The sequence below is a fragment of the Priestia megaterium NBRC 15308 = ATCC 14581 genome (genome assembly GCF_000832985.1).
Taxonomy (GTDB): domain Bacteria; phylum Bacillota; class Bacilli; order Bacillales; family Bacillaceae_H; genus Priestia; species Priestia megaterium.
This window is the reverse complement of record NZ_CP009920.1, coordinates 262,184-279,572: the sequence shown is the minus strand read 5'-3', so window position 1 is coordinate 279,572 and position 17,389 is coordinate 262,184. Positions and strand designations below refer to the sequence as shown.

Annotated in this window: 17 protein-coding genes; 11 read left to right on the top strand and 6 right to left on the bottom strand. The window is 36.2% G+C overall.

All coding sequences use genetic code 11. The features are described 5' to 3' along the window. Nucleotides 1–29: 29 nt before the first annotated feature. A complete protein-coding gene (locus BG04_RS02035; RefSeq protein ID WP_034650228.1) occupies nucleotides 30–287 on the top strand; it encodes a hypothetical protein in 258 nt (85 codons plus the stop codon). A gap of 789 nt (nucleotides 288–1,076) precedes the next feature. Here BG04_RS02035 and BG04_RS02025 read toward each other — a convergent pair. Next, nucleotides 1,077–1,358 carry a DUF4190 domain-containing protein gene (locus BG04_RS02025; protein WP_034650229.1) on the bottom strand — a complete coding sequence of 94 codons (282 nt, stop codon included), beginning with the start codon at nucleotides 1,356–1,358 and terminating at the stop codon, nucleotides 1,077–1,079. Between the two features lie 809 nt (nucleotides 1,359–2,167). Here BG04_RS02025 and BG04_RS02020 point away from each other — a divergent pair. Beyond that, entirely contained in the window at nucleotides 2,168–2,473 is a 306-nt protein-coding gene (locus BG04_RS02020) for a hypothetical protein (RefSeq protein WP_034650231.1), read from the top strand. Nucleotides 2,474–3,467: 994 nt separating this feature from the next. After that, entirely contained in the window at nucleotides 3,468–4,730 is a 1,263-nt protein-coding gene (locus tag BG04_RS02015; protein ID WP_034650233.1) for a SulP family inorganic anion transporter, read from the top strand. A gap of 88 nt (nucleotides 4,731–4,818) precedes the next feature. On the opposite strand, the gene BG04_RS02010 is transcribed toward BG04_RS02015, so the two are convergent. Together BG04_RS02010 and BG04_RS02005 are read right to left on the bottom strand one after the other, a co-directional pair. Continuing rightward, nucleotides 4,819–5,763, bottom strand: coding sequence for a phosphotriesterase family protein (locus BG04_RS02010; protein WP_034650235.1), 945 nt, complete (start codon nucleotides 5,761–5,763; stop codon nucleotides 4,819–4,821). Between the two features lie 220 nt (nucleotides 5,764–5,983). Then, nucleotides 5,984–6,496 (bottom strand): CcdC protein domain-containing protein, encoded by a 513-nt coding sequence (locus BG04_RS02005; RefSeq protein WP_034650237.1) that lies wholly within the window; start codon nucleotides 6,494–6,496, stop codon nucleotides 5,984–5,986. A gap of 279 nt (nucleotides 6,497–6,775) precedes the next feature. On the opposite strand from BG04_RS02005, the gene BG04_RS02000 reads away from it, so the two are divergent. The 4 genes from BG04_RS02000 to BG04_RS01990 all read left to right on the top strand — a co-directional run bounded on the left by BG04_RS02000 (nucleotide 6,776) and on the right by BG04_RS01990 (nucleotide 9,379). Further along, nucleotides 6,776–7,195, top strand: a complete 420-nt coding sequence (locus BG04_RS02000) for a helix-turn-helix domain-containing protein (RefSeq protein WP_234943172.1) — start codon at nucleotides 6,776–6,778, stop codon at nucleotides 7,193–7,195. A 242-nt stretch (nucleotides 7,196–7,437) separates the two neighbouring features. Beyond that, nucleotides 7,438–7,896 (top strand): CPBP family intramembrane glutamic endopeptidase, encoded by a 459-nt coding sequence (locus BG04_RS01995; protein WP_051975578.1) that lies wholly within the window; start codon nucleotides 7,438–7,440, stop codon nucleotides 7,894–7,896. A 36-nt stretch (nucleotides 7,897–7,932) separates the two neighbouring features. Continuing rightward, nucleotides 7,933–8,136 (top strand): hypothetical protein, encoded by a 204-nt coding sequence (locus tag BG04_RS29030; protein ID WP_051975579.1) that lies wholly within the window; start codon nucleotides 7,933–7,935, stop codon nucleotides 8,134–8,136. 466 nt (nucleotides 8,137–8,602) lie between these two features. Then, a complete protein-coding gene (locus BG04_RS01990) occupies nucleotides 8,603–9,379 on the top strand; it encodes an SDR family NAD(P)-dependent oxidoreductase (protein WP_034650240.1) in 777 nt (258 codons plus the stop codon). Nucleotides 9,380–9,696: 317 nt separating this feature from the next. Here the strand turns inward: BG04_RS01990 and BG04_RS01985 are convergent, their stop codons facing one another. Together BG04_RS01985 and BG04_RS01980 are read right to left on the bottom strand one after the other, a co-directional pair. After that, complete coding sequence (locus BG04_RS01985) at nucleotides 9,697–11,223, bottom strand: MDR family MFS transporter (protein WP_034650242.1); 1,527 nt, start codon at nucleotides 11,221–11,223, stop codon at nucleotides 9,697–9,699. A 53-nt stretch (nucleotides 11,224–11,276) separates the two neighbouring features. Continuing rightward, nucleotides 11,277–11,948 (bottom strand): MarR family winged helix-turn-helix transcriptional regulator, encoded by a 672-nt coding sequence (locus BG04_RS01980; protein WP_016766587.1) that lies wholly within the window; start codon nucleotides 11,946–11,948, stop codon nucleotides 11,277–11,279. A 513-nt stretch (nucleotides 11,949–12,461) separates the two neighbouring features. On the opposite strand from BG04_RS01980, the gene BG04_RS01975 reads away from it, so the two are divergent. The 4 genes from BG04_RS01975 to BG04_RS30820 all read left to right on the top strand — a co-directional run bounded on the left by BG04_RS01975 (nucleotide 12,462) and on the right by BG04_RS30820 (nucleotide 16,975). Continuing rightward, complete coding sequence (locus BG04_RS01975) at nucleotides 12,462–13,676, top strand: threonine synthase (RefSeq protein ID WP_034650244.1); 1,215 nt, start codon at nucleotides 12,462–12,464, stop codon at nucleotides 13,674–13,676. 909 nt (nucleotides 13,677–14,585) lie between these two features. Continuing rightward, the gene (locus BG04_RS01970; protein WP_013084113.1) at nucleotides 14,586–15,989 is read left to right on the top strand and encodes an MFS transporter; all 1,404 of its coding nucleotides are present in this window, start codon (nucleotides 14,586–14,588) and stop codon (nucleotides 15,987–15,989) included. A gap of 291 nt (nucleotides 15,990–16,280) precedes the next feature. Further along, complete coding sequence (locus BG04_RS01965) at nucleotides 16,281–16,484, top strand: cold-shock protein (protein WP_013056405.1); 204 nt, start codon at nucleotides 16,281–16,283, stop codon at nucleotides 16,482–16,484. A gap of 320 nt (nucleotides 16,485–16,804) precedes the next feature. Continuing rightward, entirely contained in the window at nucleotides 16,805–16,975 is a 171-nt protein-coding gene (locus BG04_RS30820) for a hypothetical protein (RefSeq protein WP_168797080.1), read from the top strand. Between the two features lie 183 nt (nucleotides 16,976–17,158). On the opposite strand, the gene BG04_RS01955 is transcribed toward BG04_RS30820, so the two are convergent. Beyond that, on the bottom strand, nucleotides 17,159–17,359 hold the full coding sequence (locus BG04_RS01955; RefSeq protein ID WP_013058096.1) for a cold-shock protein: 201 nt from the start codon (nucleotides 17,357–17,359) through the stop codon (nucleotides 17,159–17,161). Between the last annotated feature and the right edge of the window lie 30 nt (nucleotides 17,360–17,389).

The following is a 17,389-nucleotide window of genomic DNA, read 5'->3' as shown; positions in this document are numbered from 1 at the left end:
AGTTTAAAGGGAAAGGAAGTTTAATTGAAGTGGCACGAATTATCAACTTTTGGTCATTTATGTGTGCGTTACTGTGCGTTGTGTTCTTTTTCATCGCTTTTAATCACCCAGCGTTATTTAATATAAATTTTTGTTTAGCAATGATTCTATTTTTCGTCGGCATTATAGGGTTCTTTGGAATAAACAATTGGGCATCGGCTCTAAGAAGTATTCTAACGGTGGTAATTAGTGCTGGATTAATTCTAGTGACAGGATTTATTATCTTCATCGGCAATCTTTTTTCATAGCAGATACATAAGAGATACTAAAAAAGATTCTCATTTAGAGAACCTTTAGTAAGCACACTGCAGAAACAATTAAAATAGTACGCTGACTTAATGTTACTCCTCATCCTTTGGTGTAGCTGCTCGATTCTCATATATTTTCTCAATAATTTTATACGTAATTCCAGTTAAAACGGACAGGATTAGCACCTTTCCTGTAAGGTTAAGACCATAATTATATTTTAGATAGTCCAGTAGTACTGCATAGAAAAATACGCAGATGCCTAATATGACAAGTTTCATAAACAAACCTTTGTTATTAACTTGATACGTCTATATTTTAACGTATAAAAGAGGGCTAAATCGTTAACCCTCTTTTAAAAAAGCTTATTGAGTAATTAGGTGCAGTCTAACTCATTTATTTACATTCAAAAGAATAGTCATTGGTAATTGGATTATGTATTTCTACCATGACTTCTCCGCCGTTATCATAACATTTTGAGGTCAAAGTTTGTATCTCCGTACTATTAAAATAGCTAGAACAGTTAATCAACACAGAGATTACTAGTAGTAAAGTAAGTAGAACAATTACTATATCTTTTATTCTAGATTCAACAATAGATTTAATTTTTTATTCTCCTTTGCAAGTTACACTAAAAGCTATAGGTCTAGTAACAATGAGTCATAGTTAACGTTTGAATTTTAAGAGCTTAATCTTCCGAGAGTCGAAAATCAAGCTTTTATTCTTTCACATAGAAAATTCAATAATTCTATCTAAACCGCGATTTTCCTACATGTTTTAATTGACCTGTTTTATTCATAGTCCACCGTCGTTCCGCCAAACATAAACGTAATAATCCCTAATACAAAGAACAGCTGAGAAATCACGCCTACTATACTGCAAACCAGCCCGGCAATCGCGAGTCCTTTACCGCTTTGATTGGTAGCAGCTATTTGATTTGATGCTTTTTTGTAGAAGATAATTCCAATAATTCCTGTAATAAACCCGATGATTGGAATGAAAATAGATACGATACCTAGAGTTAGAGAAACAATAGAGTTGGTGTTTACTTGAGGTTTTGTATTAGTTTCCAACGAATTCGCTCCCTATAAATGATATTTTTTGATTATACCATAAAAAGGAATAATATCCTTTTTACTAATAAAAGTAGAAATTTTTAGAATTATATGTGTCTCTGTATATTTTCTATGCGTCGTTTTATTAAACGTAGGATGATATGTACAAAAAGAAACTTATTCTTTGACGTTCCTATAAAGAAATCAGCTTTGTAGAGTATATTTACTGAGATAGCAGATTCTGCACCATAAAATCAATTAACCTAAATTAAGGAAAATATGATATAATAACCCACAAGGATGTGAATAAATAGAATTGTTTATACCAGATGCTTTTCTGTATTTGTCATTTGCGATTATGACGGCATTCTTTGCACATGCTGCTATTAAACTCGCTACCTTTCAAACGCTACATAAGCATGTTTTTACAAGGAGCTGTTGGCTATTTAGTCGAGATATTAGCGGCATCAAGTTTACCGATCGCTTCTTCTTTGCATGTTCCTATCTTATATACTCTCTTTGGAATGGTAATGTATATTGCTTCTTACTTTATTGCGCTGTCTATCTACCGGAAGAGAGAATTTTAGTGTGAATTGATTTTGAAGTAAAGACTACAAAGCATTCCTCAAGGCTATTTATCAACAAATAATTCAAACAAAAAAACAGCCACAAAATTTGATAAACTAAGCAAACAAGACCTTAAAAATATAACCGATATCATTGGCGATAAAGCTTAACTTATGGGGATTTTCACAAAAGTTAATTGTGTCCTCTAAGCACATGTATTATAGTAAAAGATGCAGTTTTAAAATGAGAAAGGAGATTATATGAGGAATTTGTTTAAACGGGCTTCAAACGTATCAAAAACCGCTTTTATTGCTACACTGATTTTGTATATCATTATTGTAGCATCTTTTATTCCGTCAATTGTATTTGCCGGAGCTTTCTTTGCTATAGTAATTAAAATAGCAGCAGCACTTTTAATCTTAGTAACAATCCTAGGAATGATTTATTCGCTCTTCATTAAAGGCGGTCAAAAGTTTCTTTTTTTACTGTTACATGCCGCTTCTTTATTGATTGTTTTGTTTAGTATCTCTGCTTTTATGCTCGCTAAAAGCGCTGAGTTGACATAGTGAAGAGGAATTACATATGCAAAAAGGCAGGAGAAATCCTGCCTTTTTTATTTTTGTATGATTTCAAGAGGACTCGTATGTTCTAGGGAGGCGCTGCTGACTATTTGGTTAAACTTGTTTAATAAGAAGAAAAGAAGGAAAAGGATATGTGATAATTCATCAGCAGAAGAGGGAAGAAGTGGCAACTAAAATATAAAAAGGTGTCCTGAAACCGGATGAAGCCAACTACCCATCGTTCAATTTTTTCCCCAATGAACCCGACCGCTCATCACTAATTGCTTTACCTAAAGAGTATGCGAGCGTATCTAGAGGTCGAGCTGAGGTTGCAGTAGAAACCAAAGGAAAGGCAATTTCCATACTTTTCTTTACAAACAGTGGGCTCTTCGGCCATTTCTCAGGTTTTGTTTATGACCCAAACAACCGTAAACCTTCATCGGCGATTTTGGTCTGAAGTTTAAAGAAATAAAAAAGTTACAAAGGAATTGGTATTATATATCTTATTAATTCAAAGCCTCTGTTTTTTTAGGTTTCCCGTAATTTGTTTATGGTATGTCAGCACTAAACGGGACCACTATTTTAAAGTGTTCAAGTTTGTGATTAATCGGACTTATGAAACTAAGCGTCCTATGAATTCCGATATAATTAAACCACTGGAGGCAGTCCTTGTAGTCTACTTAATCTTAAAAATCTGTGCAGCCTGGCCCATAGACTCTATAGTTACTATAGGGTCTAGTTAGCGTGCTTGATTAATAACAAAGAAATTTAATACATCAAAAATAACTAAAAGAATAAATAGCAATAATTTTTAAGGAAATTTTAATAACTTGCTAAGAAACTTCTAATTTCCTCTTTATTTTTTTGTAAGTTGTCTCCTTTAAAATAAAAGTAATCGAGTAGCCCACCTTATTTTGAGTGGTTGAAAGCTCAATAGGGTTGTATGACGAAAATACGAATGGGTAACCTCACTACTTAAAATGGAGGCTGATGTACACTTATGAATCTAGAGGTTTTTCGAAATTACTCCTTGCAGCATTTGAAGAAAGATATACTATCGGGTATTGTTGTTGGCATTATAGCTATACCTTTAGGGTTAGGATTTGCGATAGCTTCTGGAATATCGCCTGTTACAGGACTTTATACAACGATTGTAGCGGGCTTACTAATTGCTATTTTAGGTGGATGTAGGTTTCAAATCGCGGGACCTACCGGTGCATTTGTTCCTGTTTTATTAGGGATTGTGTTGCAATATGGCTATGAAAACTTATTAATTGCCGGCTTTATGTCTGGAATTCTCCTCATTATCTTTGCGCTATGTAAAGTAGGAGCTTTAATCAAGTATTTTCCGCCCTCTATTATTATAGGATTTCAGTCGGGAATCGCGCTGATTATCTTTAGCGGGCAGATACCAAACTTCCTTGGGCTGCACGCGATTGACAAATTTCAGTTTTTTCATTTGAATATAAAAGAGATCTTTGGTAATTTACACTTCATCAACATCTATAGTATCGCGACAGCAGGATTGTGCTTAGCTACGATTTTAATTGTTCTTTACTTTTCGCCTAAGTCGCTGGGAATGTCTTATTTACTCGGAATTATTGTATCAACGGGCTTGGCATCTTTTTTCTTTTCCAATCAGTTTGAAACCATTGGTTCCATTTACGGAGAGATACCTCGTCATTTTCCGGCGCCAGCGTTTCCAGATATAACAGTGGAGAGGGTGGTCACTCTTTTACCTTCTGCATTTGTCATTGCTATACTTGTAGGGTTACAATCTTTACTGACAGCTCGCGTTGCAGATGAAATGACAAAATCAAAGCACAGCAGCAAAAAAGAACTGATTGGCCAGGGAATCGTAAACATGGTAACGCCGATGTTTTCAGGTATTCCCGCAGCAGGAGAGATTGCAAGAACTGTTACCAATATTAAAAACGGTGCTTCCTCTCCAATTGCAGGAATCACGCATGCTATCTTTGTGTTGATTGTGCTGCTAGTGCTCGCTCCGTACGCTTCATACGTAGCGCTTGCCAGTCTCGCTCCAGTTTTGATGGTCGTAGCGTGGAATATAAGTAAAAAAGAACAGTTCTCAAAGGTGGTAAAAGAAAAATCATTTCATTCATTGGTTTTACTTACGACATTTTCATTAACGGTGTTTACAAACCTGACAATTGGAATCGCCGTTGGATTATGCCTGTCGGGTGCACACTTTATGGTGAAAAAGAGTCAAGAAAAACAAAAGCTATTAAGAAAAACTGGTTAATATAAGTATATAAAATAATACGCGTAAAAACCCCCACGGTCGGCTTAGACAGTGGGGGTTTTAGTAGTAATGAAAAAGAATATCCCAATTACTTTCCTTCAAACCAGCAGCGGGCGTTATCAAAAAGCATATGCTGAATCTGCTGTTCGGTTACGCCTTTTCTTTTTAATTCCGGCACGACTTCTTCTAACACAAAGCTCATTGACCATTTTGGAAAACGTTCTTCAATTACGCCTTCTGGAAACCAGTCCATTGTACAGCAGTAATCTTGTGATAGAAACATGCGGTTTGAGTATCCTTGTTTGGCTAACTCAATGACCGTGTTATTTCTATTTACAGTTGAACATTCTCTTGTCAAACCGTAGCGGTCCATTCCGATAAAAGCTCCTTGTTTTAAGATGTTTGAAATATATTCAAGGTTATCCGTATCTCCCGTATGTCCAATCAGAATTTGATTTGGATTAGCACCTTCTTCAAGTAAGATATCAAGCTGCTTTAAGCCTGTGCCGCTTGCCGGATGTGAATGGGTCATAATCGGCACGCCCGTTTTTTTATGAGCGCGTGCGACGGCACGCATTACTTTTTCTACATCGGCTGTTACGCCAGGTGCATCTGTAGCGCATTTTAGAAAGCCTGCTTTAATCGACGTGTTTTGAATGCCGACTTCGATATCTCGAACAAACAGGTCCGCCATGTAATCAATGCTACGAGTTTGAAAATGGGTAGGGATGTAGTTATACGTATAAATTCCTGTAGCTGCGATGATTTGAGTGTCCGTTTCACGGGCAATTTTTTCAATAAAACGAATATCGCGCCCTTGTTCCATCACCGTAGGATCACAGATGGTTTTGACTCCGAGCTTCTTTGCACGATTTACTTGTTCTACTGCTTTTGCGATTTCTTGTTTCTCATTATATAAATGAGGAAACTGTGCGTGAATAGATTCAGAACGAACGCGCATATGCTCATGGATTAACGTTAGCCCTAGTTCTGACGCGTTGACTGGGCCTGTTACAGAATTGATAAATGTCATAGTATGATTCCTTTCATAATCTACCTGTAAATTAAAAAGCGGGTGACCAGGTACATTTTTAATTTAATCTGTTTTATTTTTATATATAGACTACCGTTATAAAAAACACATATTGCGTTATACAACATATTTATTGTCTTACACAACAGGCGGGCCTTTTACTCCCTATGACAAAAAATCCTTCTTTCCAAGCAGAAAGAAGGACCATTCGTATTGATGATTACCCAGCATTTACGCTGTAATGATCACCGTTTAATTTACGGAATTTTAGATAGCTGCCAACTCTCCAAATAACAATATATATAAAGGCTAGCGTCATTGTTAAGACCGCGAAGTCTATCGAATCTAACCCTTTAAAGTACTGGCTCAAAGCCATTCTTATGAAGATAATAGCAATAATCACATATTTAAAATTTTTATTTGGCTTTGAGTAAATGAAGCCGTCTTCTCTTACTTCATAGTCCGTTTGGCTAAGCATAATAAGTCCAAATATAACACCTAATACACCAGCAATCAGCATTTCCCAGTAGGGAGGTAAGTGAAAGGGCTGGCCCGGTATGTGCATCAGCTGACTTAGACTAAGGGAAAATGCAATTAATATGAACAAAATAGGAGCTAATATACCAAGTCCATTCCTTTTAATGGGTCTATGTCTCCTTTTAACCCTTCTCCAAATAATGAATCCAATAAGAGCGATAACCAATATATAAATAAATGGCATTTCCATCGTCATGTTTCCTCCTTTTTTATGTGGATGTTCGTACAATCCACTATTTAGTATAAACAATAAAAGGATGGAGATAAAAGTGCATTCTTTCATTTTTACACATGAGAATTCTCACTATTTTTCATTACTGTCGTTTTAGGTTTTGGTATACGCCTTATTAACTGTTTCTTTCTTTTTTACCACAATATGTTAGAATTGTAGAAGACGAGAAAACGTAGTGCAAGCAAATTTTGTTTACACGCTGCTATAGTCATAGAGGTGAATGAATTGAGGTTAGGAAATCAGTTGCAAAAACTAAGAGAAGAACAAAAGATGTCTCAAGAAGAGGTTGCTAAGCAAGTAGGGGTATCTGTACAAAACATACATAAGTGGGAAAATAATCAGGGCTATCCCGAAATTCAGCATCTTTTAAAGTTAGGGGACATCTATGGAACAACCATTGATGAATTTATTAAAAGTGATGCTGCATTACAAAGCAGAATAAATATTCGGGAAGAAGAAAAAGACGACGACGATGAACTGCTTCACCCAGGTTTTTATATCGGAATAGGCATCATGTTTCTTGGTACTTTACTTAGCCTGATTATCGGCAATCTTACAATCACGATGGTGACCAACATCGCTGGAATGCTAATTGCTTGTTTTTATAAAGGTATCTTAAAACTTTTGCGAGATATCAAAAAGGATTTTTACGAACAAGGATAAAAGAGCAAGCTGCGTAAGCCATCCGATGAAATAGTAGAAAAATAATGAGGTGTACCAGGTGAAAGAGTTAAATTTAAATTTTATGACCATATCTTTTTTATGTTTAGTAAGCTATTGCTTATTTCGAGTGGGAGCATACGCTTTAGCCAGTAGGTGTATAGACAAAACGTCTGAAGGAAGTGTTTCCAATTGGGCGCTTAGTGTGCTTGTTAGAGGCGGTAAAAAAATGGAGTTCAGTGATTATGTCACGTGGGCAGGGTTTTGTGGTAAACGGTGCATACGTGAGCATGACGCATCCTACTACACATTATCTTCAGTTTTTAGGAATCGTCCCTTTGGCGATTGGAATAGCATTTTATCTAACAAAAACAAAAAAGTGGCCGCATTTTTTCTCCTTTCAACAAAACATGTCGTTTAAAACAAGAATCCTGTTTCTTTCTCCGCTTCTTTTATATTTGCTTATTATCCTCATTGGGAACAAAGGTGTACACGGAAGTTCCATTGTTGATCTTGTTCTTATTTTGCTTACCCAAACTCTAGTCATAGCATTTGTAGAAGAGATGGTATTTAGAGGATTTATCCTTAATCTGCTGTTAGCAAAAAGCTATAAAGTGGCGGTTCTTCTATCATCGTTTTTATTTGCCTTTACGCACAGTTTGAATATGCTAAGCGGTCAATCGGTAGCAAATACAATTTTTTAAATTCTATTTGCATTTGTTATTGAGTTGGTACTGGCTTTGCTGATCGTTAACGGTCAATCGATTGGAGTGACGATTGTATTTCACGGCTTAAATAATTTTCTCCAGTTTACAAGCCCTGTTGAAGCTAACGATTCTTTACTTATTAATTACATGCTGCTTTTATTTTTAAGCGGATACGCCTTTTATTTATGGAATCGAAAATCTACTTTATCTGTTTCTTATCATCAAGTTAGTGGCTAGTCAAAAGAGATTGCAACAACAGTATTTTAGTTAAAGAAAAATCTGAACGATGAATGGAGATTCTTGATGGAGAATCAAATTCGTTCGGATTTTTTGTTGTTGTGATGGACGTAGGTTTCGTTTGTGTGGGTAGGTGCTTCTAGTGATTGGGGGGCAAGGCGAAGACTCCCGCGGGAAAAGCGAAATAGGTGAGACCCCGCAGGAACGTAAGTGACGAGGAGGCTCACCGGCGGCCCGCGAAAAGCGAAGTCTTGCACAGAAATCAACAGCGGTTTAGCAAGTGACCTATACTAGCTCCTTTCTCCAATTTGCTCACTTTTAGATTGAATTGCTTTAGTTGTGGTCTCACTCTCTTTTTAGAGTTCCGAAGCAGGTATTAATCTACCCAAAGCTGAATAACTCTTATGACTAATGCTGCTAAATTTAATTTGTTGTGATCTTATTAAACGCAAAAGGGGAGAACTATATGTTTGAAGAAAAAGTAGGGATCATTACGGGTGGAACGTCGGGTATTGGTTTAGCAACAGCGGAATTACTCGCAAAAGAGGGCATGCATGTTGTGATCGCTTCTAGAAATAGTGAAAAAGGAGAAGAAACTCTTTCTAGATTAAGAAAGTGGTCTCCTCGATCTATTTTCATCAAAACCGATGTAACGAATAGTCAAGATGTTAAAAACCTTGTTAGCCAAACATACTCTACATTTGGAAAAATTGACGTGGGCTTTAATAATGCGGCTAACACGGAGGCAGCTTCTAATGCTACCCATGAATTCAAAGAAGAAGACTTTGACCATTTAATAAACGTTACGTTAAAAAGTGTATGGCTTTGTATGAAGTATCAGCTGCAGGTAATGACCAAACAAAACAGCGGTGTGATTGTGAATACATCGTCAATGGACGCGATTTTATGTTCAGCGGGGACTGGCGTATATGCTGCTGGGAAAAGCGGTGTGATTGCTTTAACGAAATCAGTTGCTCAAGAATATGGCCATCAAAATATAAGAATTAACTCTTTTTGCCCAGGTGCATTTCGTACGCCTATGTTAGAAGAAAGATTTTCAAATCTATCTTCAGAGGAAAAAGCAAAGCTCAATGAATCCTATCAAAAGCTAAACGCGCTGGGCAGAATTGGTGATCCGATTGAAGCCGCAAAAGCAGTAAAATGGCTCCTTTCTGATGACGCATCTTTTGTTACGGGTCAAAACATTATTGTAGACGGTGGGATTGGATTTAGGTTTGAGTAAGAATAATGGAATAAAAAGATATTTAAGGGGATGCGAAGGTTTTGCAGGAGTTGCATTAATGATGTTATTGTTCCCTTTTTTCTTTTTAGTAGGAATCGTTATGCTGTTAATAGGAGTCTTTAAGAAAGAGAGTACGAATAGATCTATTTAAAAAAGAAAGAACAATCAAGAGTACAGCTGATGGTAATATGACTCAGAAATAACTAAAGTGAAATTTTTAATCTATTAATAAAAAAAGCCAATTCGAATTGGCTTTTTCATTTTTGGAAACGACTGTTGTACAAATACACCTTTGGCTAAAGCAAGAATCTCTTTTATTACTCTTCTGATTTTGAAGATAGCACTTCTTTTTTTAGAAAGAAGCATAAAACAAAGGCAATGATCGTAAGTACAAATGCGTAAGTATAGATATGCTGAAACGATTCAATAAATAAAACTTTGATTTTTATAAATAATTCTGGAGTAAGACCGTTTGGAATTCCTCCTGCTGCCAGGCTATTCATGTTATTTGCCATACTTTTAGGCAATTCATCGCCTAAACTGCTTAGATTTGACGTAAGTGTGGAAGATAATAGCGTCCCAAACATACTTACTCCGACAGTTGCGCCAATAGACTGAAACAATGGAACGGTTGCCAAGGCAATTCCTTTGTGTTCTTTTTCTACAGATTCTTGAACAATTAAGTTATCTCCACCGAACATAACGCCTAAACCAAGACCGGTGATAAAAAAGAAAATAATGACCTGCAGGGTAGTGGTACTAATATTTAATTTAGAAAATAAATAAAAGCCGATAACAGGCATAATGAAAGAAATCACAAACAATTCGCGGTACCGAACTTTTGTTAATAGAAACCCAGAAACGATTGAAGTTGCAACAGCACCTACCATCATGGGCAAGGTTAAATACCCAGATTCAGTAGGGGTAAGGCCTAATACGTTCTGTGCAAAGTAAGGGAAAGATGAGAATGATCCCATTAATCCACAGCCTACAGTAAAAACAAGCAGTGATAATACTAAAATATTACGATTTTTAAATAGATGCAGCGGTACGATAGGTTCAACCACTTTTGATTCTACCCAAATGAAAAATCCAATTAAAAGTACGCCTACACATAGTAGCGAAATGATGAACGGGGAGCTCCACGCATATCCTTCATTCTCGACTAAAACAGGCGTAATTAATAACGAAATGATTGCAGCTACTAGAAGAATAGCTCCTGCCCAATCAATTGTTACTTTTTTTCTTTCATGTACTTCTTTTAACCCACTTGCTAAAAAAATGACTGCTATTAATCCCACTGGAATATTCACGAAGAAAATCCAATGCCAGCTTGCTTGATCTACAAAAAAGCCTCCCATTAGCGGACCTAAAAGCATAGGGATAAACATAACTGGTCCCATAAACGCTTGAACTTTTGCTCGTTGTTCAACAGGGAACAAATCACTCGAAATCGTCATGGCTAATGGCATGAGGCCACCCGCGCCAAGTCCTTGAATTCCTCTTCCAATTAAAAGCATAATCATTGAATGAGAAAGCCCGCATATAATGGAGCCTCCAATAAAGAAAGCCATAGAAGCGAAGTAGACTTTTTTTCGACTAAATAAATCGGCTAATTTTCCTAGTATAGGCATAAAAGCAGATAGAGCTAGCATATAGATGCCTGCAACCCAGCCATACATAGATAATCCGCCAAGATCACGTATAATCGTTGGCATGGCTGTATTTACAACTGTTTCATCAAGCTCAGAAAAAATAATTCCAATCATTAATCCAGTCATTACTAGTATTTTATTGTTTTTATTATTTAAAACTTGTTCTCCAACATTTGAGATGTTTTCCATATTGCGTTTCCTCTCGTGAAATTATTAGAAATGATCACTAAACAGCATGTGAATCATTTCTCGTTATTATCTCTATTAGTCTCTCGGGGATTTCGGTTTCTAAATCTCGGTGTTCTGAATTCAGCACCGTCTCCCCAAGGTCCGCGCCCAAAACTTCTTGGACCATGCTCTGGATCACCACCAAAAAATCTATGGTGAGGTCCAAATCCTCGTAGGTCATTATGGCGTCGAAATTCTTGATTTTCATCATGACCTTGTTTTAACATTTCTTCATCTAAATAAGTATTTAACTTTTGCATTAAATGTGAAAGAGTATCTTGCTCTTCTTCTGAAAGAACATCAAAGATGCCTGAGTTATTGTCTTGTTCCTCCGTAGCCTCGATAGCTTCTAGTCCCGCTTCTGTTAGCTCAACGGAAAGTACTCGCCGATCTTTCTCAGATGGCGTACGAACAATGTAACCTTTTCTTTCTAACTTACTAAGTAATTCACCTATTGACTGAGGTCTCATATCCAGTAAGTACGACAGCTCTTTTTGTGTAGTTTTAGGCTGCAATTTTAATAATTTTAATATCCGTCCTTGCCCCCGGTGCTGATCACCTAGTGCTCCAGCATCTCTTCGATTAACAAAGTAGTGTCGCTGGTATCTTGCCAGCTGTCTCTGGAATCTGAAAAATTGATCAATCAAATCTTGCTCGTGTAAATATTCGTTATCTCTTTCATTCACGATAAAAGCCTCCTTACTAATTTAGCGCTGCACTTATCTATATGAAAAATTTTATCTTCTCAAAAAAGATAAGGTACCTTATCAAATAGTAAAGGTACCTTATTAAAATGTCAATATCTTATAAAAAAGATATTTTGACAAAGTTAAACATATGTATAAAAGCTGAATAGTTGAAGAAAGGTCTTGCTAAGTAAATTTTGTTTTGAATAGCAGTAAACGTTTCTGTGGTGAAATTCGAAGAGCAGTTACTACTTCTTAAATGATTAATCCTATAACTAAAGTCCGAATTAAATTTCTTTCCGCATTTTTATTTAAATTCACTGATGTTGACTTTAAAAAAAGAATATAAACAAAGTGAGAAAAAGAATAAAAATCCTAATGTAATAGGGATTTATTGATTTTTTAATGTTCAAAAAATTATGGGTAAATCATACCTTACAATTCTGATAAAAATAATATAAATTATAATGTATATAGGGTAGTATGTTTACAGAATTTAAAGGAGTGTGTATGATGCCGTTTAGTTATGTTTCTCACTTATATTGTCCTAAATGTAAAAAAGAATATAGTCCAAAAGAAAAACATCAATTATGTGAATGTGGTTCACCTTTACTAGTAGCGTATGATTTAGAGAGATTAAAAGCTAACCTGACTCCAGAAGATGTTCAAAGCAGGGAACCAAATTTATGGAGATATCATGAGCTGCTTCCAGTAGAAGATCCTAAAAACGTCGTTTCCTTAGGAGAAGGGATGACTCCGCTTATAAAAATGCCTAAGCTAGGGAAAGAAATGGACATTCCAAACTTATATATGAAAGATGAAGGTATTATTCCAACGGGATCATTCAAAGCTAGAGGCGCCGCTGTAGGGGTGTCAAAAGCAAAAGAACTGGGCGTTGAACAGTTAGCGATGCCTACAAATGGCAATGCCGGAGCCGCTTGGTCGCTTTATTCGTCACGCGCTGACATAAAAGCAACCGTTGTGATGCCAAAAGATGCGCCTGTTATTACACGAAATGAGTGTGCTGTCGCTGGAGCTGACCTTTACTTAGTAGATGGACTCATTAGCGATGCGGGTAAAATTGTTGGTGAAGCTATTAAAGCCTGGGGTCTTTATGACGCTTCTACGCTTAAAGAGCCGTACCGAATTGAAGGTAAAAAAACAATGGGCCTGGAAATTGCTGAACAGTTTTCTTGGAATCTTCCTGATGTGATTTTATATCCAACAGGAGGAGGCGTTGGTTTAATCGGCATCTATAAAGCGTTAAATGAATTAAAAGAGCTTGGCTGGATTAAAGGTGACCTTCCTCGTTTAGTTGCGGTACAAGCTGAAAACTGCGCGCCTATTGTAAAAGCGTGGAATGAAAGAAAACAAGAATCTGAATTTTGGCCGGATTCTTCAACCATCGCCTTTGGTATCAACGTACCAAAGGCGATCGGAGACTTTCTTGTTTTAGAGGCCGTATACAATACAAATGGATGCGCGATTACGGTGGACGAAGATAAGATTGTGGAAGAACAAAAAAAGGTTGCGCAGCTTGAAGGTTCGTTCATTTGTCCTGAAGGTGCTGCTACATTCTTAGCTGCACGCCGCTTAAGAGAAGAAGGCTGGATTAAAGAAAACGAAACGGTTGGGGCTTTAAATACAGGGCTTGGAGTTAAATATCCAAACACGGTAGATATTGAAGTCCCTGTTTTAGAGCGAAATGGCAGCCTTACTAAAAAATAAAGCAAGTAAAAAAAATAGATCTTCTTCTAAGCGAAGGTCTATTTTTTATGTTAACGCAGATAAAACGTTTATCTAATGTAAAAAAATGTAATAAGCGTGAATCTTTATGTTCAAAACTATACGGGGGTATTTAGGTTTAAAGTTCGTCTTATGGGGTATCTAAGAGAAGAAAGAGAGTATCTTTCTATCCGGAAAAACAGCGTGGTGACGGAGTGGAGCTGGCATATTACGTAAGTTGAAGAATATGACAAAAGTAGCACTGTAAACCAGCTTGCTTTTACAGTAGAAAACTTACTTGAAGCCACGAACGATTATACGGAGAAAGGAGTTGAATTTTTATCCCTCGAACCCAGCCAACTCTTAAAGTTTTATTCTATGGACCGAATCATCCATTGCTGCACTTGTTAGAACGAGCTTTATATTTATTTTTAAGGCTACATAATTTTTGTAATAGAAACAGTGTATCTATTACAAAATAAAGCTTATATCTAATGGGTTGTAACAATAATTGTCAGATAACCTGAGTGGAAATTGCTACCAAGCACATAGTAAACCAGATGCGCTCTCTTTAACAACAAGTTACTATTTCAGCGACTGTAATTCCATCGAAAACGATCCCTATTTTAGGTGAAAATCGTTTTTTAAATAGCAATGAATTGTACGTTGAAATAAAAAAAGTTTATTTTGGTTTTAATTCATTTATTTGTTAGCGTTCCTTTCTCAGCAATTTTTGGCTTCAATCCCTTTAGCTATAACCTTTTTTAATATTTAACATCACATGAATATTTTTCGTTTTTTACTTAAAAATAAAGAGAGTTACAATACATTTAAGTGTGAAATACAGTAAGTCAAATTTGACTTTACTACTCAGTCTTGTATAATCGTATACCGCGGAGGTGACGTAATGAAATGAAGTTTAATAAGAAAAAAATTAACGTCGTAGATATTGACAAAGCTAAAAAAAGCGTCTTTGCTACAGGAGTAGGAAACGCGATGGAATGGTTTGACTTTGGCTTGTATTCATATTTAGCCGTAATTATTAGTCAAAACTTTTTTAGCGCAGTTGAAAATGATCAGCTCAAATTAGTGTTCACATTTGCCACATTTGCGATTGCCTTTTTAATGCGTCCATTAGGCGGTGTTATATTCGGTAGAATTGGGGACAAGTTAGGAAGGAAAGTCGTTTTAACCACCACCATTATTTTAATGGCCTTTTCCACATTACTCATTGGGTTGTTACCTACATATGATCAAATCGGTATATGGGCACCCATCCTTTTATTAATTGCACGAATCATTCAAGGTTTTTCAACTGGTGGTGAATATGCCGGTGCGATGGTGTATATTGCAGAATCGTCTCCAGACAATAAGCGAAATGTGCTTGGAAGTGGACTAGAAATCGGTACACTTGTTGGCTATATTCTTGCTTCACTGCTAGCTAGCTTACTATTTTTTATTCTGTCGGATAAACAAATGGCCTCATGGGGCTGGAGAATTCCCTTCTTATTAGGATTGCCTTTAGGACTTATTGGTTTTTATTTACGAAGAAGTTTAGGGGAAACACCTATTTTTGAAAATGAACTTTCCAACGAAGACGAAGTCGAAGAAGAAAGCTTCCTCTCTATTTTAAAAAATCACAAAAAAGATGTGTTTGTTTGTTTCGTAGCCGTGGCTTTCTTTAACATTACAAACTATATGCTATTATCGTACATGCCTTCTTATTTGAATGAAATTATTGGTTTATCAAACACAGTTGGTACGGTATTAATTACGGCAGTTATGATTTTAATGGTGCCGCTTGCTCTTATGTTTGGAAAACTGAGCGACAAAATCGGAAACAAGAAAGTTTTCTTAATCGGTTTAGGTGGATTGAGCTTACTGTCAGCCTTTTCGTTCTATTTAATCAACTTAAATGGTTTAGTATTTGTTTCAATCGGTATACTTATTCTAGGTGTTTTACTTGCTACGTATGAAGGAACAATGCCAGGAACGCTGCCAACAATGTTCTACACAGATATTCGCTACCGAACATTAGCGATCACGTTTAATGTTTCAGTTTCTATCTTTGGAGGAACGACGCCATTAGTTGCGACATGGTTAGTTCACGCAACGGGCAATCACTTGGCTCCAGCGTTCTATTTAACGATTGTGAGCATCATTGGATTCTTCGTAATCTTGTTCCTGTTTGCGAACACGGCAGGAAAATCACTCAAAGGTTCATACCCAACAGTTGCTTCTAAATCTGAATACAATGAAGCAGTTGAAAATCCAAAAGATTCATTATGGTGGCACACAGAGCAAACAGAAAAATAAAGTAAATAAACAGCAGCAGCTGAATTAACTGCTGCGCAAAATATGAACACTAAAAAAGAGCCTTCTCCTTGTATCGCATAGAGAAGGCTCTTTTTATCATTCAATCCTTTATCTCATTCCCTGTATTTGCTATTTTTGATTCTGTATGTTACGATTAAGTTAATTATTTTTGTTCGGTATAAGATTGAGAGAAGAGAAATCTCTTCCATAGAATTTTTTATCTTAAGATAGTATGGTTGGACAAGGGTAGTAATACAACCGTGGAGTATTCCACACCAGGAGGCAACAATTATGGAACAAGGTACAGTGAAATGGTTTAATGCAGACAAAGGCTTCGGCTTTATCGAAATTGAAGGCGGAGACGATGTATTCGTACATTTCAGCTCTATTCAAGGTGAAGGCTTTAAATCATTAGAAGAAGGTCAAAAAGTAACGTTTGACATCGAACAAGGCCAACGTGGAGCACAAGCTGCTAACGTTCATAAAGTAGCATAATTAAAAGCAAAAAAGACTCCACATAGGGGTCTTTTTGCTTTGGAGTTTAATAATTTAAAAAGATTACTTAAAAAATAAGTACAGACATTGGAGACAGAATGCTATTAAAGCAGAGCTACCTATATGTAAAATCCCATGTCGCAAAAAATAGAAAAAACCCCTTATGGTTATAGAACTGTATGCTTTAGGAGTACATATACGCCTGAAGGTATCAAAAATAACTAACCTTCGCTGGATTAGCCATTGAGAGATCACATTATATTTCCCGATAAATAAAGTTAAAAATTTGATTATTTTTGATAGGAGAGAGGGTGAGAGATATGAGTATAAGCTTATTTACTAATGGAGAAATTGTAAATATAAAAGCATCTAATGAAAGAGTGATCATCTTAAAAAGCCATTATGTAAAAAACATGAAAAGATACTCTTATACAGTGGATAAATATCCAAGTACGTTTTTCTTTGAAGAAGAATTAATGAAACATGAATAAATATTGATTTATAGTTTGGATTTTGTCTATATTATGCTATACTGAATTTACCATTTGTATTACCGATTACTATTTTTGTATTAATAAGCCCTATCCCTTAGTGGATAGGGTTTTATTATGACATTTTCAAGGAAATGAAAAAGACAGACTCGATGGAGTCTGTCTTTTTATATTTATGATGGATTACGCTTTTTGAACGTTAGAAGCTTGAGGGCCGCGTTGACCTTGTTCTACGTCAAATGTAACTGCTTGACCTTCGTCTAAAGATTTGAAGCCTTCGCTTTGGATTGCTGAGAAATGTACAAATACATCGTCTCCGTTTTCGCGTTCGATGAATCCAAAACCTTTTTCTGCGTTAAACCATTTTACTTTACCTTGTTCCATAATTGTTGCCTCCTAGTGTGACACGTACAC

Bases quoted from the DNA above. Each gene is read 5' to 3' on its own strand.
- BG04_RS02010 (WP_034650235.1), bottom strand. From the start codon at position 5,763: ATGACATTTATCAATTCTGTAACAGGCCCAGTCAACGCGTCAGAACTA.
- BG04_RS01975 (WP_034650244.1), top strand. From the start codon at position 12,462: ATGCCGTTTAGTTATGTTTCTCACTTATATTGTCCTAAATGTAAAAAA.
- BG04_RS02005 (WP_034650237.1), bottom strand. From the start codon at position 6,496: ATGACGATGGAAATGCCATTTATTTATATATTGGTTATCGCTCTTATT.
- BG04_RS02020 (WP_034650231.1), top strand. From the start codon at position 2,168: ATGAGGAATTTGTTTAAACGGGCTTCAAACGTATCAAAAACCGCTTTT.
- BG04_RS01955 (WP_013058096.1), bottom strand. From the start codon at position 17,359: ATGGAACAAGGTAAAGTAAAATGGTTTAACGCAGAAAAAGGTTTTGGA.
- BG04_RS01995 (WP_051975578.1), top strand. From the start codon at position 7,438: ATGTCACGTGGGCAGGGTTTTGTGGTAAACGGTGCATACGTGAGCATG.
- BG04_RS01970 (WP_013084113.1), top strand. From the start codon at position 14,586: ATGAAGTTTAATAAGAAAAAAATTAACGTCGTAGATATTGACAAAGCT.
- BG04_RS02015 (WP_034650233.1), top strand. From the start codon at position 3,468: ATGAATCTAGAGGTTTTTCGAAATTACTCCTTGCAGCATTTGAAGAAA.
- BG04_RS01990 (WP_034650240.1), top strand. From the start codon at position 8,603: ATGTTTGAAGAAAAAGTAGGGATCATTACGGGTGGAACGTCGGGTATT.
- BG04_RS01965 (WP_013056405.1), top strand. From the start codon at position 16,281: ATGGAACAAGGTACAGTGAAATGGTTTAATGCAGACAAAGGCTTCGGC.
- BG04_RS30820 (WP_168797080.1), top strand. From the start codon at position 16,805: ATGAGTATAAGCTTATTTACTAATGGAGAAATTGTAAATATAAAAGCA.
- BG04_RS01985 (WP_034650242.1), bottom strand. From the start codon at position 11,223: ATGGAAAACATCTCAAATGTTGGAGAACAAGTTTTAAATAATAAAAAC.